The 26,135-nt window shown below is 53.3% G+C and carries 22 protein-coding genes and 1 pseudogene; 15 read left to right on the plus strand and 8 right to left on the minus strand.

Annotation, left to right across the window (positions count from 1 at the left end):
• Nucleotides 1–37: 37 nt before the first annotated feature.
• From NITSA_RS03285 to NITSA_RS03300, 4 genes are all read right to left on the minus strand, one after another.
• On the minus strand, nucleotides 38–1,759 hold the full coding sequence (locus tag NITSA_RS03285; RefSeq protein WP_013553609.1) for an ABC transporter ATP-binding protein: 1,722 nt from the start codon (nucleotides 1,757–1,759) through the stop codon (nucleotides 38–40).
• Between the two features lie 12 nt (nucleotides 1,760–1,771).
• Nucleotides 1,772–2,734, minus strand: a complete 963-nt coding sequence (trpS, locus tag NITSA_RS03290; protein WP_013553610.1) for a tryptophan--tRNA ligase — start codon at nucleotides 2,732–2,734, stop codon at nucleotides 1,772–1,774.
• A gap of 221 nt (nucleotides 2,735–2,955) precedes the next feature.
• Nucleotides 2,956–4,344 carry a ribosome biogenesis GTPase Der gene (gene der / locus NITSA_RS03295; protein ID WP_013553611.1) on the minus strand — a complete coding sequence of 463 codons (1,389 nt, stop codon included), beginning with the start codon at nucleotides 4,342–4,344 and terminating at the stop codon, nucleotides 2,956–2,958.
• A gap of 230 nt (nucleotides 4,345–4,574) precedes the next feature.
• Nucleotides 4,575–5,795: a mechanosensitive ion channel family protein gene (locus NITSA_RS03300; RefSeq protein WP_013553612.1), complete on the minus strand. Its 1,221-nt coding sequence runs from the start codon at nucleotides 5,793–5,795 to the stop codon at nucleotides 4,575–4,577.
• 81 nt (nucleotides 5,796–5,876) lie between these two features.
• On the opposite strand from NITSA_RS03300, the gene NITSA_RS03305 reads away from it, so the two are divergent.
• The 7 genes from NITSA_RS03305 (at nucleotide 5,877) to recG (ending at nucleotide 13,299) form a co-directional block, all read left to right on the plus strand.
• Entirely contained in the window at nucleotides 5,877–6,602 is a 726-nt protein-coding gene (locus tag NITSA_RS03305) for a DUF3108 domain-containing protein (RefSeq protein WP_013553613.1), read from the plus strand.
• 34 nt (nucleotides 6,603–6,636) lie between these two features.
• Nucleotides 6,637–7,458: a 3-deoxy-8-phosphooctulonate synthase gene (gene kdsA, locus NITSA_RS03310; RefSeq protein WP_342626802.1), complete on the plus strand. Its 822-nt coding sequence runs from the start codon at nucleotides 6,637–6,639 to the stop codon at nucleotides 7,456–7,458.
• 9 nt (nucleotides 7,459–7,467) lie between these two features.
• A complete protein-coding gene (gene ribH / locus NITSA_RS03315) occupies nucleotides 7,468–7,938 on the plus strand; it encodes a 6,7-dimethyl-8-ribityllumazine synthase (RefSeq protein WP_013553615.1) in 471 nt (156 codons plus the stop codon).
• A gap of 145 nt (nucleotides 7,939–8,083) precedes the next feature.
• Nucleotides 8,084–8,515 (plus strand): transcription antitermination factor NusB, encoded by a 432-nt coding sequence (gene nusB / locus NITSA_RS03320; RefSeq protein WP_013553616.1) that lies wholly within the window; start codon nucleotides 8,084–8,086, stop codon nucleotides 8,513–8,515.
• 141 nt (nucleotides 8,516–8,656) lie between these two features.
• On the plus strand, nucleotides 8,657–9,700 hold the full coding sequence (locus tag NITSA_RS03325) for a dehypoxanthine futalosine cyclase (protein WP_013553617.1): 1,044 nt from the start codon (nucleotides 8,657–8,659) through the stop codon (nucleotides 9,698–9,700).
• A 143-nt stretch (nucleotides 9,701–9,843) separates the two neighbouring features.
• Entirely contained in the window at nucleotides 9,844–11,082 is a 1,239-nt protein-coding gene (locus NITSA_RS03330; RefSeq protein ID WP_013553618.1) for a M16 family metallopeptidase, read from the plus strand.
• Nucleotides 11,083–11,478: 396 nt separating this feature from the next.
• Nucleotides 11,479–13,299 (plus strand): ATP-dependent DNA helicase RecG, encoded by a 1,821-nt coding sequence (recG, locus tag NITSA_RS03335; protein ID WP_013553619.1) that lies wholly within the window; start codon nucleotides 11,479–11,481, stop codon nucleotides 13,297–13,299.
• A 93-nt stretch (nucleotides 13,300–13,392) separates the two neighbouring features.
• Here the strand turns inward: recG and NITSA_RS03340 are convergent.
• The 3 genes and pseudogenes from NITSA_RS03340 to NITSA_RS03350 form a co-directional block, all read right to left on the minus strand.
• Nucleotides 13,393–13,596, minus strand: a pseudogene (locus NITSA_RS03340) (DDE-type integrase/transposase/recombinase); the annotation flags it as partial.
• 25 nt (nucleotides 13,597–13,621) lie between these two features.
• Nucleotides 13,622–14,542: an IS256 family transposase, variant Zn-binding type gene (locus NITSA_RS11070; RefSeq protein ID WP_083799710.1), complete on the minus strand. Its 921-nt coding sequence runs from the start codon at nucleotides 14,540–14,542 to the stop codon at nucleotides 13,622–13,624.
• A gap of 51 nt (nucleotides 14,543–14,593) precedes the next feature.
• Nucleotides 14,594–15,436 (minus strand): DDE-type integrase/transposase/recombinase, encoded by an 843-nt coding sequence (locus NITSA_RS03350; protein WP_013553621.1) that lies wholly within the window; start codon nucleotides 15,434–15,436, stop codon nucleotides 14,594–14,596.
• 239 nt (nucleotides 15,437–15,675) lie between these two features.
• Between NITSA_RS03350 and NITSA_RS03355 the strand changes: the two genes are divergently transcribed.
• Together NITSA_RS03355 and NITSA_RS03360 are read left to right on the plus strand one after the other, a co-directional pair.
• Nucleotides 15,676–17,787, plus strand: coding sequence for a molybdopterin oxidoreductase family protein (locus tag NITSA_RS03355; protein ID WP_013553622.1), 2,112 nt, complete (start codon nucleotides 15,676–15,678; stop codon nucleotides 17,785–17,787).
• A gap of 69 nt (nucleotides 17,788–17,856) precedes the next feature.
• Nucleotides 17,857–18,201, plus strand: coding sequence for a YraN family protein (locus NITSA_RS03360; RefSeq protein ID WP_013553623.1), 345 nt, complete (start codon nucleotides 17,857–17,859; stop codon nucleotides 18,199–18,201).
• On the opposite strand, the gene NITSA_RS03365 is transcribed toward NITSA_RS03360, so the two are convergent.
• The gene (locus NITSA_RS03365; protein WP_169308527.1) at nucleotides 18,191–19,768 is read right to left on the minus strand and encodes a putative bifunctional diguanylate cyclase/phosphodiesterase; all 1,578 of its coding nucleotides are present in this window, start codon (nucleotides 19,766–19,768) and stop codon (nucleotides 18,191–18,193) included. The two genes, NITSA_RS03360 and NITSA_RS03365, sit on opposite strands and share 11 nt — an antisense overlap.
• 800 nt (nucleotides 19,769–20,568) lie before the next feature.
• Here NITSA_RS03365 and NITSA_RS03370 point away from each other — a divergent pair.
• The 6 genes from NITSA_RS03370 to mnmL all read left to right on the plus strand — a co-directional run bounded on the left by NITSA_RS03370 (nucleotide 20,569) and on the right by mnmL (nucleotide 26,050).
• Nucleotides 20,569–21,351, plus strand: a complete 783-nt coding sequence (locus NITSA_RS03370; protein ID WP_013553625.1) for a phytanoyl-CoA dioxygenase family protein — start codon at nucleotides 20,569–20,571, stop codon at nucleotides 21,349–21,351.
• A gap of 77 nt (nucleotides 21,352–21,428) precedes the next feature.
• The gene (gene trxA, locus NITSA_RS03375) at nucleotides 21,429–21,749 is read left to right on the plus strand and encodes a thioredoxin (RefSeq protein ID WP_013553626.1); all 321 of its coding nucleotides are present in this window, start codon (nucleotides 21,429–21,431) and stop codon (nucleotides 21,747–21,749) included.
• An 86-nt stretch (nucleotides 21,750–21,835) separates the two neighbouring features.
• Nucleotides 21,836–22,786: a thioredoxin-disulfide reductase gene (trxB, locus tag NITSA_RS03380; protein ID WP_013553627.1), complete on the plus strand. Its 951-nt coding sequence runs from the start codon at nucleotides 21,836–21,838 to the stop codon at nucleotides 22,784–22,786.
• Nucleotides 22,786–23,553: a 4-hydroxy-tetrahydrodipicolinate reductase gene (dapB, locus tag NITSA_RS03385; protein WP_013553628.1), complete on the plus strand. Its 768-nt coding sequence runs from the start codon at nucleotides 22,786–22,788 to the stop codon at nucleotides 23,551–23,553. The genes trxB and dapB overlap by 1 nt, the downstream gene beginning before the upstream one ends.
• Nucleotides 23,554–23,704: 151 nt before the next feature.
• The gene (purF, locus tag NITSA_RS03390; RefSeq protein WP_013553629.1) at nucleotides 23,705–25,069 is read left to right on the plus strand and encodes an amidophosphoribosyltransferase; all 1,365 of its coding nucleotides are present in this window, start codon (nucleotides 23,705–23,707) and stop codon (nucleotides 25,067–25,069) included.
• A 3-nt stretch (nucleotides 25,070–25,072) separates the two neighbouring features.
• Nucleotides 25,073–26,050, plus strand: coding sequence for a tRNA modification radical SAM protein MnmL/YtqA (mnmL, locus tag NITSA_RS03395; protein WP_013553630.1), 978 nt, complete (start codon nucleotides 25,073–25,075; stop codon nucleotides 26,048–26,050).
• Nucleotides 26,051–26,135: the final 85 nt, after the last annotated feature.

Genomic DNA, 26,135 nt, shown 5'->3' on the forward strand with positions numbered 1-26,135 from the left:
TAAGCCTCATCTCTTTTGGATTGATCGCTAGCCGGAATTATTCCGCCTCCATCGCCCCTGCAAGTCTTTGATAGGCAGGGCAAGTCTCCTCCAAAGCTTCTATCGTATCGAGACAGACGACCTGTCCCTTTTCCAAAACAGCGATTTTGTCGGCCCGTTTTACGGTACTGAGGCGATGAGCGATGATGAGGGTGATGCGGTCCTGTGAAATTTTGTCGATGGCCTGAGTGATGAGTCGCTCGCTTTCATTATCCAGAGCACTGGTCGCTTCGTCGAAGATAATGATTTTGGGGTCGTTGTAGAGGGCTCTGGCGATGGCGATGCGCTGGCGCTGACCACCGGAGAGATTGGTGCCATGCTCTTCGAGTAGGGTGTCGATTCCTCCCATTACCTGGACGAATTCCCAGGCATTGGCCATTTTGAGTACCTGGGCAACCCGCTCGGGATCGATCGGATTGCCATAGGCGACGTTGGCTGCGACACTGTCGTGAAAAATATAGACTCTTTGGGTAACAATGGAGATCCCTTTCCTTAAAGAGGGGAGGGCATACTCCTTCAGGGAATGGCCGTCGATCAGGATCTCTCCTTTCTGCGGATCGAAGAAGCGTACCACCAGATTGACCAATGAACTTTTTCCACCTCCGCTGGGGCCGATGAGAGCCAGTTTCTCTCCTCGATTAACTGTGAGGCTCACGCCCCTGAGTGCCTCTGTTTCGCCATAGGAGAGATAGACATTTTCGAAGCGGAGTTGATTCGCTTCCGTGAGTTCCAGTGTGCCTTCCGAAGCGACTTGAGGTTTTTGATCCAGAAGAAAGAGGATCCGTTCGCAGGCGGCCAGAGCGTTTTGAAGCTGGTTGATAATGTTGGTGATCCGTTTGATAGGGCTGTAGAGCATAAAAAGTGCCGTCATAAAGGAGAAGAAGGCTCCTGTACTCATAGTCCCGTCGATGACTTCCTGTCCCCCGATGTAGATAACGAAAGCGATCCCTATCGCTCCCAGGAGCTCCATCACCGGACTGCTCATCAAAGAGGTGCGGATCGATTTCATCGTGAGGCTGTAGTAGTCGCGGTTCTCTTTGGCGAAGCGACCATGCTCGAAATCCTCGGTGGCGTGGGCTTTGATGATTTCGATATTGTTGAGAATTTCGGCCAGTCGGGAGGTCAGGTCGGAGGTCTTTTCCTGGGTTTTGTGTGAGAGCCTCTTGAGGCGTTTGGCGATGAGGGCGATTGGCAGGATTGCCGCAGGCAGAAAGACCAGAGCATAGAGTGCCAGATGGGGGCTCTGGTAGATGACGACTCCCAGCAATCCCACAGCTGTCAGTGTCTCCCGGGCGAAAACAGGCAGTAAAGTCGAGACGATGTTCTTAAGACGTTCGACGTCATTGATATTCCGGCTGATGAGCTCCCCAGAGCGGAAGCGCTGAAAGAATCCCAAATCGAGTGAGAGCATCACTCGCATCATCCGGTTGCGGATCCGGCGAATAATATCCTGTCCGATGTGTTCGGTGTAGTAGGATTGAAGAAAGTTTCCTCCCGCTTTCATCGCATAGACGAGGATGATCAGCCAGGGGAGGGTATGAAGGGCCGCTTCATCTTTTTTGAGGAAGATCTCGTCGAGGACCGGTTTGACCAGATAGGCGGAGGCAGATGTGCCCGCCGCGGCGAGGATCATACCGATGACCGCCAGGATAAAATAAGTGATGTAGTCTTTCCAGTAGGGGAAGACCAGACGGCGGAAAACGACTTTGATCTCTTTCAAACAGTGTATCCTCTAGAGGATGCCCACGGCATCGCGCACGATGGCGATCTTCTCTTCGGCTACGGCCCGGGCTTTGGCGGCGCCGCTTTCCAGGATGGCGAAGACCTCTTCGGGGTGTTCGAGGTAGTAGGCTCTCTTTTCGCGTGCCGGGGCGAAGTGGTCCCAGATGAGCTCTTTGAGCTCCTTTTTAAAGTGGCCGTAGCCGTATTCGCCACTGCGGTAGCGCTCGGCCAGCTCCGTTTTGCCCTGCTCATCCAGAAAGAGGCTTGCCAGGGCATAGACGTTGCAGTTTTCAGGGTCGAGGGGCTCTCCCAGGGGAGTGGAGTCGGTGACGATCTTGTTGCAGCGTTTCTGCAGGGCTTTCTCTTCCATAAAGATCTCGATGGTATTGCCGTAGCTCTTGGACATCTTGGCCCCGTCGATACCGGGGACCACGGCGACGGACTCTTCGACCATCGCTTCGGGGATGGTAAAGATCTCTCCGTGCTCGTTGTTGAATTTGATGGCGATGTCCCGGGTCATCTCCAGGTGTTGGATCTGATCCTTGCCTACAGGGACCTTCTGGGCGTCGTAGAGGAGGATGTCGGCGGCCATCAGCACGGGATAGCTAAACAGGGCGTGGCTGGGAGCGATCCCCTTGGCCACCTTATCCTTATAACTGTGGGCCCGTTCCAGCAGCCCTACGGGAGTGTAGCGGGAGAGGATCCAGTAGAGCTCCAGCACCTCTTTGGCGTGGCTCTGGACCCAGAAGACGGTCTTGTCGGGATCGATCCCCAGGGCGAGGAAATCCACGGCGACTTCAAAGGTGTTTTGCTTGAGCTCTTTGAGGTCGGCTCCGCCGCTGAGAGCGTGGTAATTGGCGATAAAGGCGAAGAGCTCGTGCTCCTTTTGGAGTTTGAGCATCTGGGCGATGGCGCCGAAGTAGTTGCCGATGTGGAGTTTGCCGGAGGGTTGGATACCGGAGAGTACACGCATGGTTGCTGATCCTGTCGGGATAAAATTTTTCGTGATTATATCCAAAAGGGCAGCGGGGAACCGCTCAGAGCCGTCGGCAGCCGGCTCCGGGGTAATGAGGAGGTAAGCGATCGCCCCTACAATAGCGGTGTCCAAAGAGACTTTTGGACACGATCTACTCCGTCCTATCCATTTCCTGTTTTTTTATCATTCCTGTCCTTTGATTGCCCCCGACGGGGGCTCTACTCCTCCTCGTCGGAACGTTCGCCTCTTTTGCGGGCGACGATTTCGAGGGGGACTCCTTCGAAATCGAATTGCTCTCTGAGGGTGTTGGCGAGGTAGCGGATGTAGCTGAAGTGCAGGAGCCCCGGTTTGTTGACCACCAGGGCGATGCGGGGGGGCTTGGTGGCGTACTGGGTGGCGAATTTGATGCGCACCACCTGGCCGTGGTGGCTGGGGACGTGGTGGCGGCGGATGGCGTATTGGATCGCTTCGTTGAGTTTGGAGGTGGGGATGCGCTGTTTGTAGCGCTCGTAAATCGCCGTGATCTGATCGAGGATCTTGGAGACCCGCTGCTTGGTCTTGGCGGAGACGGTGATAATCGGGGCGTAGTGGAGGAATTTCAACTCGTCGCGGATATCCTGGATCGCCTCTTTGTACTCCTTTTCCCCGCGGATGTCCCACTTGTTGACGACGATCAGGGCGCCGAGCTTGTATTTGTCGATGAGGCCGGCGATCCGCTCATCGAGCTCCGTCACACCGGTGGTGGCGTCGATGAGCAGCAGGGCGATATCGGCCTCCTGGAGCATCTTTTCGGTGCGTCCCAGGGCGTATTTTTCGATGCCGAGGATCTTGGAGCGGCGGCGGATTCCCGCGGTGTCGACGAAGGTGATCTCATAATCGCCGTGAATAATGGTCTCATCGACGGGATCGATGGTGGTGCCGGCCACTTCGCTGACGACGGAGCGCTCTTCACCCAGCAGGGCGTTGAGCAGGGAACTTTTGCCGACATTGGGGCGGCCCAGGATGGCGACTTTGATCTTGCGATCCTCTTCTTCCTGGGGCTGTTCTGCCATCTCCAGGAGTTGCTCGAGGCTGAAGTCTTCGTCGGCCTGTAGGGATTGCGCCGTCTTTTCCGCAGGCGGAATGTAGCGCTCGAGCCATTTGTAGAGGGGATTGAGCTTGCGATTGTGGCTGACGGAGATGGGGAAAACATTCTCCGCGCCGAACTCGATGAATTCCCAGAAGCGCTCCTGCTCTTCCTTGTCATTGTCGATCTTGTTGACGATGAGGGCGATGGGTTTGTCCAGCGCCTGCAGCTCGTAGAAGAGTTTTTTATCCTCTTCGTCGGGGAGTTTTTTGCCGTCGACCATATAGAGGATGACGTCAGCCTCTTTGGCGGCTCGTTTTGACATCTCCGCCACTTTGGAGAAGAGGGCATCGCTCTCGTCGATCCCGCCGGTATCGAGGAGCTCGAACTCCCGGTCTTCGCTGATGGTGACGATGTTTTTCTTGATGTCCCGGGTGGTGCCGCTCACATCGGAAGTGATGGCGTCCCGTTTGCGGGCCAGACGGTTGAAGAGGGAGCTTTTCCCTACATTGGGGCGGCCCAGTATGGCGACTTTTTTCATAGATAAATCCTATTAATTTTTTGATGATGGAGAAATGGAAGCAGGCATTTCTATATGTTTGATGTAATTATAGCGGAAAGGGAAATCAGTCATTAGTCGCAAGTCACAGGCACAGGGCTTTGTCCCTCAAGTCGCAACTTTGTGGTCGTTAGTCGTTGGTCATTGGGATATATGTTGATAATTATCCGATGTTTCAATACTCAACACTCTATTCTCCATTCATCGGTTGCTCATTGCTTGGTTACTTGGTTATCCGGCAGTTTCTCCACATAGATCGACTGGGAGGGGAAGGCGAAGTCGGTGCCATTTTTTTCCACGATCTCCATAATTTTCAGATTGATATCTTCTCTGATTTCCAGATACTTTTCCCAATCCGAAGTATTGGTGAAGGTGTAGATGAAGATCCCCAGGTCGCTGGGGTTGAAGCGGTCGAAACGGACCATAAGGGTCTGGTCGTGGGCGATCCCCGGATGGGTCTGGAGCATTTCGCGGATCTCTTCGGCGATTTGGCGGATGGTTTCCCCGGGGGTGTCGTAGGTGAGTCCGATGCTCATCTTGATGCGCCGGATTCCCCGGCGGGAGAAATTCTCTATGTTGGTATTGGCGACGATGGAGTTGGGGACGACGACAAAGGATTTTTCGAAGGTGCGGATCTTAGTGGTGCGCATCCCGATATCTTCTACGATCCCTTCGACGCCGTTGACTTTGATCCATTCGCCGATTTTGATCGATTGGTCGAGCATCAGGGCGATGGAGCCGAAAAGGTTGGCGGCGGTATCTTTGGCCGCCAGGGCGAAGGCCAGACCGCCCAGTCCCAGGGAGGCGAGAAAAGCACTGACATTGATCCCGAAATTGTAAAGCACGCTGACCAGTCCGGTGAAGATGATCAGAAAACGGATGATGCGCACCAGAAATTCGCCCAATTCCCGGGAGAGATGAGGATTTTTATCACTGTAATCATCCAAAAATTTCTGGAGAGCAGGGGTGAAAGCGTAGAAGACCCAATAAATATCCACGATCAGAAGCGTACTCAAAAAGAGCTGGGTGTAACGGTTGTCCAGGAAAAGAAATTGAAAGGCGAGATCGAAGGCGATGATGACAAAAAGGAAGCGGATGGGCCGTTTGAGTTCATTGACGATGATATCGTCCAGTTGCGTTTCCGTCTTGTGTGTCAAATAGAGGAGAAAGCGGGTGATGTGACGGGTGAGGATTTTGCGTAATAAAATGACGAAAGTAAAAGCGAGAAAGGCTGCGAGAATATTCCCCAACGGAATCCCCAGGATCGTCTTGGCCATATAGTGGCCTATCGGACCGGTATAGAGTTTGTTGATGTATGGTTGCACCTCCTGGAAGAATCCCCGATCGATGTTTTTGAGCAGCTCCTGACTGGTCTGGGTAACCTGTTGGATCGCGATCGATGCATTTTGCTCCACCGTGGATATTTTTGCCATACTTCACCTCTGTTAGTTTGACGATCATTCTACAATTTTTCGATTGAATGGGAGATATAATGTCTGAAACGGAGGTCGATTATGTGGAGACTATTTGTAGGATTGATCGTTGCAGGTCTTTTGCTTATGACACTGGAGGCCAAAACCTGGGAGTATCGCATCACCTCTCCCCTCTTTGGAACTCTGGGGAGTGTCCAGATAAGGGAGAACAATACATCGCAGAAGGGTTATCGCATCGTAGCGGAGGCGAAAACCCACGGCATCGCCGCCACGCTGACCCGGCATCGACATTGGCAGGTTCTCTCGGAAGGGAAGTGGAAGGGGCTGAGGCGGGTTCCCCACCATTACAGCTACCAAGAAGAGGATAAAAAGAAAAAGAAGATTCACGATTATTCCATCGATCCGGTTCATCGGAAGGTGGAGAAAAGTACCCGTGAGTGGAAGAGAGGCAAGCTAAGGAAAAAGGAGCGTTCAAAGCTTCCCTACTATAGTGATGAGGACCCGGCGACACTGCTTTTTAACCTTCTTTCCCATCCTCAGATGCTCAAAAGCGGCCGCTACCGTGTCGTGGGTGCCGAAAAAAACGGCGGCTATATCACCGTGACTGTTCCGGACGAGCGGAATGCCGCATCCGAACGTTCCCGACTCAGAGTCGGTAAGCAAGAGAAGATCGTCTATATTGTCATCCCCCAGAAAAAGAAGAGCAGCCGCAAAATCGTCGCGGCGGTCTCTACCGATGGAGAGTTGGATGCCGCCTATACCGTCGCCGTTCCCGTGATCGGGGTTCTCTATATGAAACGCCGCTGAGGGGCCGGAGAGATTTGGGTATGATTCGAAGAGAATTCAGTGCAAGGAACGATTAATGATTCTGATCGCCGGACCCTGCGTCATCGAAAACCGGGAGAATATCTTCCGGATCGCCGAGGCGTTGATGCCCTACCACGAGGATTGTACCAAGGAATTCTACTTCAAGGCCAGCTTCGACAAGGCCAACCGAACCTCTCTCGATAGTTTTCGAGGCCCCGGACTCGAAGAGGGGCTCAAGATCCTCCAGGAGGTCAAAGAGCGCTTCGGTTACTCCATTCTGACCGATATCCACGAGCCCGCCCAGGCTGCGCCGGTGGCCGAGGTGGCCGATGTGCTGCAGATCCCCGCCTTTCTCTGCCGGCAGACCGACCTGCTCGTCGCCGCGGCCAAGACCGGGGCCAAGGTCAACATCAAAAAGGGGCAATTCCTCGCTCCCCAGGCGATGGAGTACTCCGTGGCCAAAGTCCTCAAAACCCGGGGATACGAGGGCGAAGTGAATTACGAGGCTTCGGAGAAATACGGAGTTTGGCTCACGGAGCGGGGCACGACCTTCGGTTACGGAAACCTGGTAGTCGATATGCGCTCTTTCCCCATCATGCGCCGATTCGCTCCGGTGGTGTTTGACGCGACCCACTCGGTGCAGATGCCGGCCAGCGGCGGGGCCACCAGTGGCGGCGACAGCCGATTCGTCCCCACCCTGGCACGGGCGGCTGCGGGAGCGGGAGTGGACGGCTTCTTCTTCGAAACCCATTTCGACCCCTCCGTCGCCTTGAGCGATGGGCCCAATATGATAAAATTGCAAGACCTCGAGCGTCTGATTCCCCAGATCGACGCCATTCGCAGTATCGTAGAATAAAGGAACAGTATGAACATCGTCGAAGGAAACCTTCGGGTCGACCCAAGCAAAAAGGTCGCCATTATCTCCGCACGCTTTAATCATTTCATCACCGATCGCCTGGTAGAGGGGGCCAAAGATACCTATGCCCGCCTCGGCGGTGATCCCGAGAGCCTGGATCTGATCCTGGTACCGGGGGCCTTTGAGATCCCCTTCGCCCTGGACCGGGCGCTGGCTTCGGGCAAATACGACGCCGTCTGCTGCCTGGGCGCGGTGATCCGGGGAGCGACGCCCCACTTCGACTATGTCTCCGCCGAAGCGACCAAGGGCATCGCCAACGTCACCCTCAAATATGCCAAGCCGGTCTCCTTCGGCGTGCTCACCGTCGACAGCATCGAGCAGGCCATCGAACGGGCCGGCACCAAAGCGGGCAACAAAGGGGGCGAAGCGATGAGCAGCCTGATCGAGATGATCAACCTCTATGATGTAATGAGTAACTAGAAACTAGTAACTAGTAACTAGTAACTAGAAATTTTGGTATGCGTTGCTTTGCAACGCTTTCGTTAAATATAATAAATATAAAAAACTTGCGACGTGAGGCGGCGTAGCCGCCGTGCTTGCGTCGTGCGACCAAAAAAGGTGAAATATGGCGACACGACATCAGGCTAGACGGGCGGTAGTGGGTCTGCTCTATGCCTACGATCTGGGCAATGACGGGATCGAAAAGTTCAGTGAAGAGATCCTGGAGAGTGACAAGATCCGCAACAAGCAACGGGAATTTTCCATGCGGCTCTTCAAAGGGACCATCGAAAATCTCGACAAGATCGACGAAGAGATCCAGAAACATTTGGAGAGCTGGGACTACTCCAAGATCGGCAAAGTCGAAAAGGCGATCCTCCGCCTGGGAGCCTACGAAATCCTCATCGAGGGAACCGACCGCCCCATCATCATCAACGAAGCGGTGGAACTGGCCAAAGAGTTGGCCGACGAGAAATCCCCGCAATTTATCAACGGGGTCCTAGATGCTGTCGGGAAACCGGTAGCGAAGCCGGAGGCGGCTTCGAATAATGAGGAATGAGGAATTAGGAATGAGGAATTATGGTCAGCGTTGCAGGGCAACGCACTATATTCAAAAAAGAGGTGTCGCGAAGCGACAAGAACCGAAATTTCTCATTTCTCATTTCTCATTTCTCATTCATACGCATAAAGGAGCCCATTTATGCGTATGACCATCGACGAGGCGGTGGATCTGATCCGGAACGCCGATCTCAAAGAGTTGGGGCGGATGGCCTATGCCCGCAAAAAGGAGCTGCATCCCAAAGGGGTGACGACTTTCGTGGTGGACCGCAACATCAACTACACCAACGTATGCTGGGTCGATTGCAAATTCTGCGCCTTTTACCGCCACGAGAAGAATGACGACGCCTACATCCTGAGCTTCGAGGAGATCGATCAAAAGATCGAGGAGCTTCTGGCCATTGGGGGGACCCAGATCCTCTTTCAGGGAGGGGTGCATCCCAAGCTGGAGATCGAGTGGTACGAGGATCTGGTGGAGCATATTCATAAGAAATATCCGCAAATAACCATCCACGGCTTCAGCGCCATCGAGATCGACTACATCGCCAAACGTTCCAATATCTCCATCCGGGAGGTGCTCCGCAGGCTCCACGCCAAAGGGCTGGCCTCCATCCCCGGGGCCGGAGCGGAGATCCTCAGCGACCGGGTGCGGGATATCATCGCTCCCAAGAAGCTGGACAAGGATACTTGGCTGGAGGTCCATCGCGAAGCCCACAAGCTGGGGATCAAATCCACGGCGACGATGATGTACGGCACCGTGGAGACCGACCGGGAGATCGTGGAGCATTTCGATCATATCCGCCGGCTCCAGGATGAGACGGGGGGATTTCGGGCCTTTATTATGTGGTCTTTCCAGGGCAAAAACACCCGACTGGTCGAAGAGATCCCCGAGATCCGCAAACAGTCGGCCAACCGCTATCTACGGCTCCTGGCGGTCGCCCGGCTCTTCCTGGACAATGTCCCCAACATCCAAAGCTCCTGGGTCACCCAGGGCAGCTACATTGGACAGATGGCACTGCTCTGGGGAGCCAATGACCTGGGCAGCACGATGATGGAGGAGAATGTAGTCTCCGCCGCCGGGGCCAGCAACCGGATGAACCAGGAGGAGATGATCCGCCTCATCCGCGACATCGGCGAACGCCCCGCCAAAAGGAACACCGCTTATGAAATTCTCGAATATTTTTGAATGAGGAATGAGGAATGAGGAATGAGGAATTTCGGAAGGCGGTGCAGTGGCTCCGCTCAATTTTTACTCAGCGCTCAACGCTCAGCGCTCAACGCTCGATATTGAAGATTATTACAGCGATTTTTATAGTTCAAGGAACAATTATGGCCGCAACACTGATGCACGTTACCGTCAAAGGGGTCAAGATCCCCGTCGTCTTCGAAAAGGAGAAACGCCTTCCCCTGGCGTCGATGGAGCTTGTGTTCCGCGATAGCGGGTCCCTAGCCGATACGGTGCCGGGGATCGCACGCTTCAGCGCCGGGATCCTGGGAGAGGGGACCCGCAAAGAGGGGGCCATCGCCTTCGCCGAGGCTCTGGAGAACCGGGCGGTGCAGCTGCACGCCGATACGGGTCGGGAGACCTTCGTCCTCTCTCTCGAAGCACTCAAGAGTGAATTCGACTTTGGTTTGGGGAAACTTTCCGAGCTGCTGCGTGACCCCAACCTGACTCCCGAAGCCTTCAAAAAGGTGCAGACCCAGACCCTGGGCAAGCTGCGCCAAAAAGAGAGCGACTTTGACTACATCGCCGCGACCAAGCTGCGCTCGATCCTCTTCGAGGGGACTCCGCTGGCCCATCCGGCACTGGGAACTCCCGAAAGCATCAGCCATCTGAAATTGGAGCAGGTCGAGAGCTATCTGAAGGATCATCTGCATCTGGAGAATCTTATCGTGGTCATCGGGGGCAAGTTCACTCCCGAGGAGGTGAAAAAGGCGGTCGAAAAGGCGGCTGAAGCACTGACTCACGGAGAGGTGGCCCCCATCCCCCATTTCAGCGCCAACGACAAAGAACGCGAAGTCGTCACCCCCGAAGAGACGGACCAAGCCTATATCTACTTCGGAGCCCCCTACGCGATGGAGGCCAATGATACCCACCGGGTTTACGGCAAAGTGGCGGCTTTCATCCTGGGAAGCGGGGGGTTCGGCAGCCGCCTGATGGAGGAGGTGCGGGTCAAGCGGGGCCTGGCCTACTCCGCCTACGGCCGTCTGGCAGTCCAGCGCACCCACAGCTATTTCAGCGGATACCTCCAGACCAAACTCGAGAGTCAGAAAGAGGCCCAAAAGGTGGTCAAGGAGGTGGTCGACCGTTTCCTCAAAGGTGGGGTCAGCGCCGAGGAGCTGGAGAGCGCCAAAAAGTTCTTTTTAGGCAGCGAGCCCCTGCGCACCGAGACCCTCTCCCAGCGTATGAGCCGGGCTTTCCACGAGTATTACGACGGATTGGGGCTTGAGTGGTCGGCCAAAGAGCTGGAGATGATCCGGACGATGAAGCTGGAGGATCTGAATGCCTTTATTCACGCCCATCCTGAGATCGGGAAGTTGAGTTGGTCGATCGTCACGAAAAAGTAGTTTAGCGGTTTCCCTCTTCATTTCTTTTTCTTTGTTTTGCGACAAAGAAAAAGGAAACGAAGCAAAGAAAAAGAAAACGCAAGGGACTGACGTCCTTTTTTGATCTTCCAATGATATATAAGCTCATTTGACATAAAAGATTTCCTAATCCAAAACTTCAAGAATATTGCAAATTGTTTATAAAACTTCTTCTAACCCTACTTTATTCTGTAATATTCTAAAGAGTAAATATGATTTTCACTCCAACCAGAGCTTTCACTCGATAGCTCTGGCAGTCGCAAACACCTGCGGTGCCCCTTCGGGGTTGAGTGCTCCTTTGTCGCCATCGAGTGAAAGCTCCATCGCAAATATTGGATTAATGGTCGCCGGTGTAATAATAATCTATAAAGAGTGGGTATGGAAGAGGTTGAAGCGAAACGGTTGTTCCAAAAGCTCAAAATCCGGACTCTGTTGGACCTGGCGCTGATTTTGCCGAGTTCCTATGAGGATACCCGGCTTGCTTCCAGGATCGAGCCGGGGCGGGTGCAGACCTTTGAGGCGCAGGTGGAGGATCGCCGGATCCGGGGGGGGCGGATGCAGGTGCGTTTTTTTCTCCCCGCTCTCGGTCGGAGGATCAGCGGGCAGTTTTTCAAAGCCACACCCTACCATCAGCGTCTCTTCGAACCCGGAAGCCGCCATATCATCCACGGCAAAGTCTCCCTTTTTAACGGGTGGCCCCAGATCGCCCAGCCCCGCTCCCTCAAAGAGTATGGGCGCATCTTCCCCCGATACAAAACGGTGCTCAAAGAGTCTCAGATGCGGGCTTTGATCGAGAATTATGTCACCGAACGCAATCTTTTTGCCGAGGGGCTGCAGAGTGAGGAGGTGGGATTGCTGATGCGTCTTCATTTCCTCGAGCGCTACAGCGAGGCCGGAGCGCCCCCGCCTCAGATCGAGGGAGAGGTTGTGGGGCAGCTCAAGTTCATCGAAGCCTACAACCACCTGCGCAAGCTTCGCTCCAAACGCCACGACTATCCCGCCCTCAAGGCGCTAAACCGGCCTATCGAACCTTTTGTCGAAACCCTGCCCTTTACCTTGACGCCGGATCAACAAAAAGTGATCGCCGAGATCCAAAAGGACCTCTCCCAAAAGGAGAAGGCGGCGCGGCGTATGATCATCGGGGATGTGGGCAGCGGCAAGACGATGGTGATCCTGGCGGCGGCGGTGATGGCGGGTGGTGATCGCTCCGTGCTGATGGCGCCCACCTCCATCCTGGCGAGGCAGCTCTATGAAGAGGCGTGCAAATATCTCCCCCGGGAGCTCAAAGTGGCTTTGGTGATGCAGGGCAATAGCGAAGGGGATTACCGGGAGGCTGATTTTATCATCGGCACCCACGCACTGCTCTATCTGGAGGATCTGCCCGAGGCGGCTCTGGTGATGGTGGATGAGCAGCACCGCTTCGGCACCAAACAGCGGGCATTGCTGGAGGCGTTGGTAAGCCAAGGGGAGCGCCGCCCCCACTATCTGCAATTCTCCGCCACCCCCATCCCGAGGACCCAGGCGATGATGGAGTCGGAGCTCATCGATGTGAGCCTCATCACCCAAACTCCTTTCGAGAAGGAGATCCACTCCCGGGTAATCGGCCGGAGTGACTTTCCCGAGCTGTTGCGGCACATCGAAAAGGAGTTGGAAGAGGATCATCAGGTGCTCATCGTTTACCCCCTGGTGGAGGAGAGCGAGCAGATCCCCTATCAATCGATCGACGAGGCGAGGGGCTTTTGGGAGAAGCGCTACGAGGGAGTCTATGTGACCCACGGCAGGGACAGGAACAAAGAGGAGATTCTGCTGGAGTTTCGGGAGCAGGGCAAAATCCTCCTGGCAACCACGGTGATCGAAGTGGGGATCAGCCTGCCCAGATTGACGACCATCGTCATCGTGGGGGCAGAGCGCCTGGGTTTGGCGACGCTCCATCAGCTTCGGGGAAGGGTGGGACGCAACGGTTTGAAGAGTTGGTGTTTTCTCTATACCAACCTTCAGAGCAGTGAGCGGCTGGAGAAGTTCTGCCGAACGAAGAGCGGCTTTGAGATCGCCCGGCTGGATCTGGCTTATCGCGACAGCGGTGATATCGTCGACGGCACGATCCAGAGCGGTCAGAAATTCCGCTGGCTCGATCTGGCGGAGGATGAGGAGATCGTGCGACGGGCGAAGGAGAGACTTAATAACGGAATAACCGAGTAACCGAGTAATGAGTAACCGAAGAATGGAGAATGGAGAATGGAAGATGGAAGGTGATTTTGGATTTTGAATTGAAAAAATCGTAGCACTTAGCTGTCAGGTTTCACCACGTTGTTGAAGCCAGAGCAGTGTGTCGGCTTTGAACATCTCAGGAGATTTCCTGAATAGATCAGATTCCAGATTATACCAGTAGCGCAATGCTTCAAAAGGTGTTTTGACTTTCAATTCCTTTCTGAGTCCTCCGTGGCGTCTGGTAAAGAGATAGTAAAGAAGGAACTTATCCAAATCCATTATCATCTGCGACTTAAAGCGGGTTTTCGGGTTGCTATTTCATTGCTTTTTCTAGGAAATCAGTGATGAGTTTCTTCTTCATAGAGTCTCCAATACCCCGATGGATTTTCAATAAAGCTTTCATAGGAGAGAAGAGTCCACCATCCAAAGTATTGGTTGTATTGGCTATGCCAAGATGAGGATGGGTTTTATACGTGAAGAGATAAGGAAGATTGCGTTCAAGACTTCGATAGGCCGAGCGGAGTCGATCATGGGTGTAATGCCATCCACGTGGAGAATCGTCAGGGGTTTTTTCTTCATAGAAATCTTTGTGCCGTTGGAGCCAGGCTTCCAGCATATAGCGGAAACGGCAGGGGGTTGTCTGTCCAAGATAGGAAGCGATACGCTTGAGATCCCTAGAGGCTTGATAGGTAGGTCTGCGCGTCAGATAACGAGTGAGAATGGCTTGTTGATGGAAATGGCACATTTGAACCGGAAGGTCGGCAAAGAGCCCAAACAATCCCCGTCGGCCATCGACGGTGACGGCCTGGATGATAAAGCCCTGATCCAGAAGGCTTTGCCGAAGCATCGCATATTCATTGAGCGTCTCAGTCTGAATGAAACGATACGCTACCAGTTGGCCACTCAGGATATCTTTAGCTACAAGAACACCAAAGCCCTCTCCCCGTTTTCCGAAGAATGTCGCATCGATAACCAAAGTGACCGGTCTGGGATGTGGTGAAGTCTTTGGCGGTTCATAGCTATGAATCTGACGTTGAATCCACTCCCGATCCTTATGATAGGTCCGGGATAAGGCTTTGAGGGTTTGGTGCTCATAGAAGTAGGCAGTAAAGAGTCGTTTTCTGAGGCGGGAGGGACGTCTACGAGAAGAGAAGCTCTGCCGGCAACTTTGGCAAAAATAGCGCTGAATTCCTGCTCTTTTACCATTCTTTTTCGTCGCTTTTGAACCACAGATAGGGCACTTTTTTACAAGCCATCTGTAAAAAAGTCCTTTTTAGGCACCATATTACCGAAGGTTTAAAGGATTTTTAGCAACCCGAAAAACCGCTTTAGCTCTCATCTGCTTTAGATTTTCATAGTTCTGTACTTTGATGGTTCGCTCTTTAATCAGACCATTGGCTCGTTCGACCATTCCGTTGGTTTGTGGAGTGAAGGGTTCCGTGAGACGATGGGTGATCTTTAACGCTTTGCAGAGCTTGTCGAAGCGATGGTTTCCGGTCGGTTCCTTTCGTCCCTGACTGAATCGGTCGGTAAATTCCATTCCGTTATCGGTCAGGATATGAGTGATCCTAAAAGGGAAGAAGCGTTGACACTCTTCGAGGAAATCCATTGCACTACCGGCACTTCGGCTTCGGTAGACCTTGTAGTACATCAAGCGTGTCGCACGATCGATGGCTACAAAGAGATAGTATTTGACTCCATCGATCTTTGGCAGATAGGTCACATCCATATGGACAAAGCCCGGAGCATACTCTTTGAACTTCTTTGCCTTGGCTCGCTTCTCTTCGGGAACACGGCTGATCTTCAATGTTTTGAGCGTTCGGTACACGGCAGATCGACTGATACCGGGAAACACACTTCGTAGGATCTCTACCAGATCATCCAGGGGCATCCAGGTACAGGTTCGCACGATGCGTACAATTTCCCGCTCCAGGTTATTTAGCGCATAATGAATCGTATGGGGCCGACTGCTACGATCTTGTGTCTCTTGACGGTTCCGCCACTTACTGATTGTCTGAATACTGACACCGAAACGTCGGGCCAACTCTTGATTGCTTGCCTTGGATTTCTGTATACTTTGGCGTATATGCGAGTTGGTCCTCGCATTGCAATGATAGTGCTGTTTCATCTCTCCTTTGCCTTATTCTGAGATGTCTCAGCCTATCACTCCTCTCTTGAATTTCAAATTGAACCCAAGCTCACACCTTCCATCAACAACGTGGTGAAACTGGAGACTTAGCAGATAGCACGTAACACAATTCTTCTTGTGACTTGAGGGGCGGAGCCCCGTGCCTGCGACTTGCGACTATCTTACGACTAATTAAGCAAAAGTAGGTTACAAAGTAGCAGAAAATATCGGGAGAGCAGATGAACAGAGAGGTCGAGCGTCAAGAGGTCGAGAGTGTCTGTACCTACTGCGGGGTGGGGTGTGATATTACCGGGGTGGTGGAGAACAACCGGATCGTCAAAGTCTATGCCCAGAAAGATGGAGTAGTCAGCCAGGGCAAGCTTTGCATCAAGGGCAAATACGGCTTTGATTTTGTCGAGGCGGCAGACCGGGTGCGCATTCCTCGGGTGCGCCGGAGTTTTCTGGAGCGAAACCCTGAGTTGGCGGAGCGTTACGCCGAGCGGCTGAAGCCTCTGGACGAGACTTGGATGGAGACGGATCTGGAGACTGCCACCGATATCGCCGCGGCAAAGCTGGCGCAGATCAGGGAGCGCTATGGTCCCAAAAGTTTCTGCGCCATCGGCGGGGCGCGAACCAGTTGTGAAAGCGCCTATGCCTTTCAGAAATTCTGCCGGGAGACGATGGGATCGCCTCACGTGGATAACTGCGCCCGGGTCTGTCATTCTCCCAGCCTCAAAGGGATGCGGGCTACCATCGGCGAAGGGGCCGCGACCAACCCCTACAACGATATCTATGAAACGGAATTTATCATCGTCATCGGCTCCAACACCATCGAAGCCCATCCCATCGTCGCCAACCGCATTGTGGATGTGGCCCGCACCCAGAACAATCTGGCGGTGATTGATGTCCGCCGCACCAAGCTCTCCAAGCTGGCCAAACACGACTGTATCATCCCTTTTGAAGCCAATCTGATGGTTTTGAATATGATGGCTCGGGTGATCATCGAAGAGGAGCTTTACGACGAGGAGTTTATTGCCAAGCGCACCAAAAATTTCGAAGAGTACAAAGAGAAAATCCTGAACGACCCCTATGCCGACCCCGCCTTTTTCAAGCAAGTCGAGGGGTATGAATATTTGGCGAAGATGATCCCCAATATCGCCAGGGAGTACGCCCTCAAGCGTTCTATGATCTTTTGGGGCCTGGGGATCACGGAGCACATCGACGGTTCCTATGCGGTGATGGCCCTGACCCATCTGGCCCTGCTGACGGGCAATATCGGCAAGAGCGGGGCGGGCTTGATGCCGCTGCGGGGGCAGAACAATGTGCAAGGCGCCTGCGATATGGGCTGTCTGCCCTATTATGCTCCCGATTACCGTCCTCCCAGGGAGGTGGGGCTGATGACACCCCAGCTTATCGACGCGATGCAGCGGGGAGAGATCAAGGCGCTTTTGAATATGGGAGAGGATCTGGCCCATATCCACCCCAATCTCAACAAGATCGACCGGGCCTTGGAGCAGCTCGATTTTCTTATGGTCCAGGAGCTCTTTATGACCGAGATCGCCCAGCGTGCCGATATCGTGGTGGGGGTCAAATCGGCCTACGAGAAGACCGGGGTCTATGTCAACGCGATGCGCCGGCTTCACCTCTCTCAGCCTCTGGTGCAGAGTGATCTGCCCGACGATTGGGAAGTGCTGACATTAATGGCGAAGAAACTCGGTGACGGAGCAAACTTCGATTTCGCTTCCAGCGAGGATGTCTGGAACGAAGTGCGCCGGGAAGCCCCCGAGCGTTTCAGCGGTGCCGCCTACTATCGGTTGGAGCGTCACCGCAAGCGGGGTATGCAGTGGCCCATCTACCACGAGGATACCCCGATCCTGCATCTGCTCGATTTCCGGACTGAAGACGGCCTGGGGCGTTTCGTCTACCGTCAGTGGCAAAAGCGGGGGATGGTCGAGGAAATATTGGAGGGGCGTTTCTACCGAGATTCTCTAGAAGGGTACTACCTCACCACCGGACGGACCCTGGCCCACTACAACAACGCCGCCCAGACCAAACGCAGCCAACGCCTCAAAAGCCGATATGACGAGGATATCCTCCTGGCCAATTCCGAAGATGAGGAGCGTTTCGGGGAACGGGTGATCCTACGTTCGGAGCACGGGGAGAGCGAAGCGCTCAAGGTGGCTTACAGCGACGCTATCCGCCCCCGGACCCTCTTTTGTACTTTCCATCACGCCAAAAGCCGGATCAATACCCTTTTCGGGGATGAATCGGATGAGCTGATCCTCACCGCTCGATTCAAATCGGTCAAAGTGGAAGTGATCCCCGTGGGAGAAGCGTGGGCGGGAAGTTGATGGAAGATGGAAGATGGAAGATGGAAGATGGAAGATGGAATGCGTTGAGAATTTTTATTTGAGAAGAAGATGAAGCGTAATCTTTTGCGGCAGTTCGGTAACGATGCGGAGGAGTTGGCGACCTGCTTTCTGGAGGAGGCGGGTTTTCGGATCATAGAACGTAACTACTATGCTCGCAAGTTGGGGGAGATCGATATCATTGCCGAGCGATCCGGTATCCTCCACTTCGTTGAAGTCAAAAGCGCTTCCCAGGATTTCGACCCGATCTATAATCTTACCCCCACCAAACTGCGCCGGGTCATCAACTCGGCGCAATACTATCTCAAAGAAAAGGGGTTGGATCTTCCTCTTTGCATCGACGCGCTCATCGTGCGACGAGGTGAGATGGAGTTGTTGGAAAATATTACACTGTAATCTTCTGTTCGTCGGGATGAGTCAGCAGGTATTGGAACTCTAGCTGAGACATCGGCTTGGCGAAATAGTAGCCCTGGAAGAGGTCGACTCCCATCTGCTGAAGCAGTTTTGCCTGATCCCGGGTTTCAATCCCTTCGGCGACGAGATTCATTCCCAGGCTGTGCCCGAGTTTGGTGATACTGGAGATGATGTGCTGCTTGCTTCGATCCTGGACCATATTGTCGACAAAGCTCTTATCGATCTTGAGGGTATCGATGGGAAACTCCGCCAAATGGGAAAAGGAGGAGTAGCCGGTTCCAAAATCATCGAGGGCGACCTTGATACCCATTTGGTGTAACTTTTCCAACCGCTCCCGAGTCAAAATGGGATTGTGCATCGAGGCATATTCAGTGATTTCATATTTGATGCCTGAATCCCCGATATCGTATTGGTAGAGCACCCGGTTGAGATGATTCATAAACTCTATGCTCTCCAGTTCCCGCAGTGAGAGATTGATATTGAGTTGAATCGGTAGAAAGCCCGAATGGTTCCAGTGGGTGAGCATACGCAGGGTCTCTTCGAGCACGTAATAGCCGATATCGATAATCAGACCGCTTTTCTCGGCAAAAGGGATAAACATACCCGGATGACGCATCCCTTCTATGTGCTTCCAGCGCAGAAGCACTTCGGCTCCGGCCAGACGAAGATCTTGGCTGCTAAAGATGGGTTGGAAATAGAGTTTAAATTCGCGATTCTTCAAACCCTCTTTGATCTCACGGCTGAGAGTCAGTACGGCATCGGATTGGAGCAATTTGTCTTTTTGGGCGATGACGGTATGGCCTGAACCCTCTTCCTGCGCCTTGGCCAAGGCGGCAAAAGCACTGTTGAGAAGGTCATTTACCGTTGCATGCTCGGGAAAGAGACTGACGCCTGTGGAGAAGGAGAGTCTGAACATCTCTTTTGCCGTGCTCTTGATCTGTTCAACCAATTTGCCGAAGCGGCTGATCGTCAGATGGATGCTGTGGATATCTTTTGGTTGATCAAGAATGAGTACGAAGGTCGAGTAGTCGAAATGGTATCCTTTGATATTTCCTTCCTCTTCCATCTCCCGGATGGCGTTGGCAATATGGGAGAGAATCCGTTCCATATCGTTGTATCCAAGCGCTCCACGTAAACGGCTGACATTGTCCATTTCCAGAACAATGACGGCAAAACGGGTTCTACGGGTGCTGCTTGCAATACGGGATCCGATGTCGGCGAAGGCTTTATAACGGTTGGGTAAGCCACTGAAGCTATTGGTATTTTGAAGTTTAACCAGAGATTGTTCGCAGCTCGTATCACGAACGACAACAATATCCATATGCTGATTGTCTTCGGACTTGATCGAGCTCACTTTGACTTGTACCTGGCCGGTGCCCTCTTTGTCAAGTTGTAGTGTAAAGAGACTGGCGTGCTCGGTTTTGCGTTTGCGGTGACGGTGAATTAGCTCGTCGAGGGGGAGCCATTCCTGTTCTTGGGGATTGTAGTAGCGGAAGGTTTCTTTTGTTATCTCTTTAAGGTTTTGTCCTCTATCGATCGGATAGAGCATTTTTGCGGCATTATTGGCAAAAACGATATGATAGGTTCTATCGACAATAATGACTGTCTCTTCTGCGGTTTGGCACGTCTTTTTAAATGCTTTAAATTCTGCAGTATTTATGAAAGAACGGGTTTTCTTTTTTTTACGATAAAAGAGTAGGAGAGCCGCTAAAACACTGCCCGCCAGAATTCCCGATCCTATTGCCCATTCCGGTATATTTGCCCATTTTTGGAACATTCTTATAGTTCTCTTTCTTCGATTGCTTTTTGAATGATACTATTAAAAATTTCCAAAAACTATTAGTAAATAAATTTGGAAATAATTTATAGAGTTTTTTAAGATAACCAATTGTATGTAAAATAATAGATAGCAGCAAAAAGTATTGTAAACCTCAGATTTCAAATTATTAAAAAAATTTTTTACTATTGAGTGAAAAAGTTTGCTTCAACGTTAGAGACAAGGAATAAAGCATAATCTTTTGCTGCAGTTTGATAATGAGTTTCAAAGTATGGACGATGTATCTTCCAAAGGAGAGATAGTGAAATGAAACGATTATGACCATAAATTGGGCAAGATTGGAATTCTAACTGTGAAATTCCTATGCGCCACTTCTTTTAGTTAAAAATGCTTCCAAAAATCTTGATTCGATGTATAATTGTATAATTTTGTGAGCAAGAAACCAACAAGTTATTGTCCCGCTTCAGTATTATGGCGAATAAGAGGTGGATGACCTATTTCCCATCCATCGTGATACGGAACGAGATCGAGCGGCTGGAGAATATCAGATAATCAGATAATAAGGAAGTGACGTGTCATTGAGAATCGAGTGGGGTGATGAAGAGCTCCAAAAATTTCACGAGCAGGGCTTTTTACTCTTCCGGCAGGCGGTGGAGCCGGAGCGCTGTGATGCGATCAGAGGGATCGCCCACGTCCATTTGAAGTACCGGATCCCTCCTCTGGAGATGGAATCGGAATATATCGGTATCGACAAGAAGAAGTATCGGGAGACGGTGCGGAGGCTGCGGCAGGTCTACGATCGGGACATTCTTTTCCGGGAGTGGATGCGTGAACCTGCCATCCGCCCTTTGCTGGCGGAGCTATTGGAGGAAATGCCGGTTTTGGTGACGGCCCATCACAATTCGATCATGACCAAGATGCCCCACAGCAGCACCCCGACCCATTGGCACCGTGACGAACGTTATTGGCACTACCGGGACGACCGCCTGCTCAGTGTCTGGCTGGCATTGGGCCGTGAAACCCAGCAGAACGGTGTCCTGGAGTTTATCCCGGGCTCCCACCGGCAGGAATTTTCGCCCGAATCTTTCGATGAACGGGATTTTTTCCGGGACGATTACGCTCCCAACCGGCCCTGGATCGAGGGGCGTGTGCGTTTCACGCTGGAGAAGGGGGATCTGGTCCTCTTCCATTGCCGACTCCTTCATCGGGCGGGGGCCAATCGAAGCGAAGCGCCGAAAATTTCCTTCGTCTATACGGTCAAAGCTGTGGGAAATGAGCCGATTCCCGGGACACGCTCCGCGCTTTTTCCGGAGTATCCGCTTCCTCTCGAGACACCGGAAATAAAATCGGAGTAAATTTCTCTGGTATCTACCAAACATTACACGAAACTGGGTATAATCAACCTCGCAAATCACTACATAAAGGAAGAATAATGGGTAAATATGTTGAACTGACCAAAGACAACTTCGATGACACCATCAAAGAGGGCGTTGTTCTCGTAGATTTTTGGGCTCCCTGGTGTGGACCCTGCCGGATGATCGCACCTGTGATCGAGGAATTGGCCGAGGAGTATGAGGGCAAAGCGACCATCGCCAAAGTCAATACAGACGAAGAGCAGGAGATCGCCATCAAGTACGGTATCCGCTCCATCCCCACCATCCTCTTCTTCAAAAACGGGGAACTGGTCGATCAGATGGTCGGTGCCGCCGGCAAGCAGGTCTTCAAAGAGAAGCTCGACGCTCTGCTGGCCTAAGGCCTTCTTGGCCGATCGTCGGCCGAGAGTTTGCCCCGTTTCGTCTCGGCGAAGCGATGCAAGCTTTCATAAACAAGGGAGAGATGATGCTCGATTGTGCCATTATCGGAGGAGGGCCGGCCGGTTTGACCGCGGGGCTCTACACCACACGCGGCGGACTCAAAGAGGTCGTCATGTATGAGATGGGAATGCCGGGAGGGCAGATCACTCAGAGTAGTGAAATCGAGAACTATCCCGGTGTCTTCCGCGAAGATCCCCCTTTGACGGGAATGGAGTTGATGGAGCCCTGGCCCAAGCAGTGTATGCACTTCGGTCTCAAACATGAGATGAAAGAGGTTCAGCGGGTGCGTCGAAGCGAGGCTGGGCACTTTATTGTCGAACTCAGCGGCGACGAGTCGGTCGAAGCGAAAACGGTGATCGTCTGCACCGGCTCCACTCCGAGACGCGCCGGGTTCAAGGGCGAAGAGGAGTTCCTCGGCCGTGGGGTCAGTACCTGCGCTACCTGCGACGGCTTCTTTTACAAAGATAAAGAGGTCGCCGTGCTCGGAGGTGGGGATACCGCACTCGAAGAGGCGCTTTACCTAGCCAATATTTGCTCCAAAGTCTATGTGATCCATCGTCGCGACACCTTCCGCGCCGCGCCTCCGACCGTGGAGCGGGCGATGAAGAATCCCAAGATCGAGTTTATCCTCAATGCGACCGTCGAAGAGGCCTTCGGCGACGCGATGGGCCTCGAAGGGGTCAAGATCCGCTTCAAAGACGGCCGCGAAGAAGTGCTGAAGGTTCCCGGCCTCTTTGTCTTTGTCGGGAACAACGTCAACAACAAGGTTCTCAAGCAGGAAGACGGCAGCTTCCTTTGTGACGTCAACGAACAGGGGCAGGTGATCGTCGATCTCAATATGCATACCTCCGTACCGGGCCTTTTCGCCGCGGGAGATCTGCGGATCGAAGCCCCCAAACAGGTGGTCTGTGCCGCGAGCGACGGCGCCATTGCGGGTATGCAAGCCCTTCACTATATTCAGGAGAACGAACTCTAATGATCAAAACAGGAATTCTCGGAGCAACCGGCCGAATGGGAGCCCATCTCATCAAGAACGTTATGGAAGATGACACGCTGGAGCTTTCGGCTGTCCACGTCTATGATGAGCTGAAGCAGGAGCTTCCCGAAGGGGTTTTGGCTACCAACAGCATTCCCGAAATGCTCAAAGTCTGTGACGTCGTCATCGACTTCTCCGCTCCGGCGGCAACCCAGGAACTCTGCGAAGCGGCGATGGAGAATCCGACCGCACTGGTGATCGCAACGACCGGATTGAGTGTCCATCAGCAAAATCTCATCGAAGAGGCGTCCAAGAAGATGCCGGTGCTCTACGCTTCCAATATGTCGGCAGGCATCGCTCTGCTCAAACAGTTGGTACAGCAGGTCTCTTCCACCCTCAAGGATTTCGATATCGAGATCGTCGAGATGCACCACCGCCACAAAGTGGATGCACCCAGCGGGACGGCGTTGACCCTTGCCGAGTTCGCAGCCAAGGGCCGCGGCCTCGATCTGGAAAAGGTGCGCGTCAGCGGCCGTGACGGCCAGATCGGCCCCAGGAGCAAGGACGAGATCGCCGTGATGGCCCTGCGGGGCGGCGATATCGTCGGCCGCCATACGGTGGGCTTCTATAACGATGGAGAATATATCGAGCTGACCCACGTGGCCACCAGCCGGGAGACCTTCTCCAAAGGGGCGATCCGCGCCGCCAAATGGCTCGTAGATCAGGAGCCCGGCCTCTACAGCATCAACGACTGCCTGGGCATATGATAATGAGGAATGAGGAATTAGGAATGAGGAATTTCGGTATGCAATGCGATAGCATTGCTCTTTTTGAGAAGGAGACGTTGCAAAGCAATGTAACCCGCAACTATTCACTATTCACTATTCACCATTCACCAGACTCCGAAGGAGAAAGATAATGTGTGCCGTTGTGGGAGTTTTCGGGAGTGACACCGCTGCCAAGATCGCCTATTACGCCCTTTTTGCTATGCAGCATCGGGGGCAGGAGTCTTCGGGGATCAGCAGCGCCGACGGGGAGAAGATTCGTCTGATCAAAAATCGCGGGCTGGTGACCGAAGTCTTCGACGAAGAGAGTTTTCAGCTTTTGGAAGGGCGCTGCGCCATCGGGCACAACCGCTACTCCACGGCCGGTAAGGACTCGGTGCTGGATGCCCAGCCGGTCTTCGCCCGATACAAACTGGGGGAGATCTCCGTCGCCCATAACGGCAACCTGGTCAACAAGATGGAGGTGCGCAACCGCCTCATCGAGCGGGGAGCGATCTTCCAGACCGATATGGATACGGAGAACATCGTCCATCTGATCGCCAAGAGCCAGGAAGACCATCTCGTCGACCGGATCAAGGATATGCTCACCAAAATCGAAGGGGCCTACTGCCTGATCATTCAGAGCCGATCGAAGATGTTTGTCATCCGCGACCGTTTCGGGATCCGTCCCCTGAGTCTGGGGCGGCTGCCCGACGGCGGATGGATCGCCGCCAGTGAAACATGCGCCTTGGATCTTGTCGATGCCGAGTTTGTCCGGGATGTGCGCCCGGGTGAAATGCTGATCTTCGAAGAGGGCAAAGAGCCGGTGAGCGAGCAGATCTTCGAACCCGACTACCGCCCCTGCGCCTTCGAATATATCTATTTCGCCCGGCCCGACAGCATCATCGACGGGAAGAATGTCTATGAAACCCGGGTGAAGATGGGGCATAACCTGGCCAAAGAGCAGCCCGCCGACGTGGACCTGGTCCTGCCGGTGCCTGACAGCGGGGTGGCGGCTATGGGCTTTGCCGAAGGGCAGGGGCTGCGCTTCGAAATGGGGATCGTGCGCAACCATTATGTGGGCCGGACTTTTATCGAGCCGACCCAGCAGATCCGGGATTTGAAGGTCAAGCTCAAGCTCTCTCCCATCAAATATCTGATCGAGGGGAAACGAGTCGCCATCGTCGACGATTCCCTGGTGCGGGGAACCACTTCCCGACAGATCGTGCGGATGCTCCGCCACGCCGGAGCGAAAGAGGTGCATATGCGCATCGCCGCTCCCGAGATCAAATTTCCCTGCCGCTACGGGATCGATACTCCCACCCAGGCGGAGCTGATCTCCACCCGCTATACGCCTCAGGAGATCGCAGAGTATATCGGGGCCGACAGCGTAGGCTTCCTTTCCCTCGACGGTTTGGTCGATGCCCTGGGCCGTGACCGCAACTACTCCCTGGTGAGCTTCGACGGCAACTATTTTGCCGGGGGATGCACCGAATCGCCCAGCTGCGGCGGAGAATAATCCTTGGCTTGCGGTACGAAGGGGATACAGCCCCTCTACACCTTCGGGCGTTATCTCAAAGAGCGTTTCGGTGAGAGGGTGCGCAAAGTCCCGGTGGGGCTGAGCGGATTTACCTGCCCCAATATCGACGGGACTGTTGCCAAAGGGGGATGCACCTTCTGCCTCAATGAATCGTTCAGTCCCAACCTCGCCCAGAACGCCGGCAAAACCTTTCTCAACCTCAATTCACCCCACAATCCGATCCTCGATCGCCAGCTTGCCGAACTTCACCAGCAGGTCACCCGCACCCAGGAGCTTTTCCGCCGAAAAGAAAGGGTGAAGAAATTCCTGGTTTATTTCCAGGCCTTTACCAACACCTATGCCCCATTCGAGACCCTTCGGACCCTTTATGAACGGGCCCTGGCTTATCCGGGGGTCGTGGGACTGAGCATCGGGACCCGGAGCGACAGTGTTACCGATGAGACCCTGGAGTATCTGGCCGAGCTCTCCAAAGAGTATGAGATCTGGATCGAATACGGGATCCAGTCGATCTATGATGAGACCCTCCGGAGAATCAATCGCGGACACGATGCCCTCAATGTGGAACAGGCGATCAAAAAGGCCAAAGACAAGGGGCTCAAAGTCTGCGGCCACCTGATCTTCGGCCTTCCTGGTGAGGATAAGCAAATGATGCTCGATTCCGCCAAAGCTGCCTATGACTGGGGGATCGACTCGGTCAAATATCACCCTCTGTATGTAGTAAAGCAGACCCTGTTGGCCAATGAATATAAACGGGGAGAGTTCACTCCCATCACCCGCGAAGAGTATATCGAGGTACTCATCGAAGCCCTTCGCCTCAAACCCGCAGATGTAAGCATCCAACGTATGACCGCCGGAATCCAGGATGAGACACTCCTGGCCCCTGATTGGTGCGGTGAAAGCAAAAATGCCCAAATGGCTGTGATTCGCAAAGAGTTGGAAAAGGCGGGATTTTGTTTCTGAGTGCCGGGTGTGCTTGAGAATATTTGGATGAGATAATATATTTCGGGATAGACTCGAAATAGGAAGGAAGCCCCTCCTCTGCAAA

Origin of the sequence: Nitratifractor salsuginis DSM 16511 (genome assembly GCF_000186245.1) — a bacterium.
GTDB lineage: Bacteria > Campylobacterota > Campylobacteria > Campylobacterales > Sulfurovaceae > Nitratifractor > Nitratifractor salsuginis.

Bases quoted from the DNA above. Each gene is read 5' to 3' on its own strand.
- trxB (WP_013553627.1), top strand. From the start codon at position 21,836: ATGCTCGATTGTGCCATTATCGGAGGAGGGCCGGCCGGTTTGACCGCG.
- der (WP_013553611.1), bottom strand. From the start codon at position 4,344: ATGAAAAAAGTCGCCATACTGGGCCGCCCCAATGTAGGGAAAAGCTCC.
- NITSA_RS03305 (WP_013553613.1), top strand. From the start codon at position 5,877: ATGTGGAGACTATTTGTAGGATTGATCGTTGCAGGTCTTTTGCTTATG.
- NITSA_RS03330 (WP_013553618.1), top strand. From the start codon at position 9,844: ATGGCCGCAACACTGATGCACGTTACCGTCAAAGGGGTCAAGATCCCC.
- nusB (WP_013553616.1), top strand. From the start codon at position 8,084: ATGGCGACACGACATCAGGCTAGACGGGCGGTAGTGGGTCTGCTCTAT.
- NITSA_RS03350 (WP_013553621.1), bottom strand. From the start codon at position 15,436: ATGAAACAGCACTATCATTGCAATGCGAGGACCAACTCGCATATACGC.
- ribH (WP_013553615.1), top strand. From the start codon at position 7,468: ATGAACATCGTCGAAGGAAACCTTCGGGTCGACCCAAGCAAAAAGGTC.
- dapB (WP_013553628.1), top strand. From the start codon at position 22,786: ATGATCAAAACAGGAATTCTCGGAGCAACCGGCCGAATGGGAGCCCAT.
- NITSA_RS03365 (WP_169308527.1), bottom strand. From the start codon at position 19,768: ATGCTCTATCCGATCGATAGAGGACAAAACCTTAAAGAGATAACAAAA.
- NITSA_RS03360 (WP_013553623.1), top strand. From the start codon at position 17,857: ATGAAGCGTAATCTTTTGCGGCAGTTCGGTAACGATGCGGAGGAGTTG.
- NITSA_RS03300 (WP_013553612.1), bottom strand. From the start codon at position 5,795: ATGGCAAAAATATCCACGGTGGAGCAAAATGCATCGATCGCGATCCAA.
- recG (WP_013553619.1), top strand. From the start codon at position 11,479: ATGGAAGAGGTTGAAGCGAAACGGTTGTTCCAAAAGCTCAAAATCCGG.
- NITSA_RS03355 (WP_013553622.1), top strand. From the start codon at position 15,676: ATGAACAGAGAGGTCGAGCGTCAAGAGGTCGAGAGTGTCTGTACCTAC.
- trpS (WP_013553610.1), bottom strand. From the start codon at position 2,734: ATGCGTGTACTCTCCGGTATCCAACCCTCCGGCAAACTCCACATCGGC.
- NITSA_RS03325 (WP_013553617.1), top strand. From the start codon at position 8,657: ATGCGTATGACCATCGACGAGGCGGTGGATCTGATCCGGAACGCCGAT.
- purF (WP_013553629.1), top strand. From the start codon at position 23,705: ATGTGTGCCGTTGTGGGAGTTTTCGGGAGTGACACCGCTGCCAAGATC.
- trxA (WP_013553626.1), top strand. From the start codon at position 21,429: ATGGGTAAATATGTTGAACTGACCAAAGACAACTTCGATGACACCATC.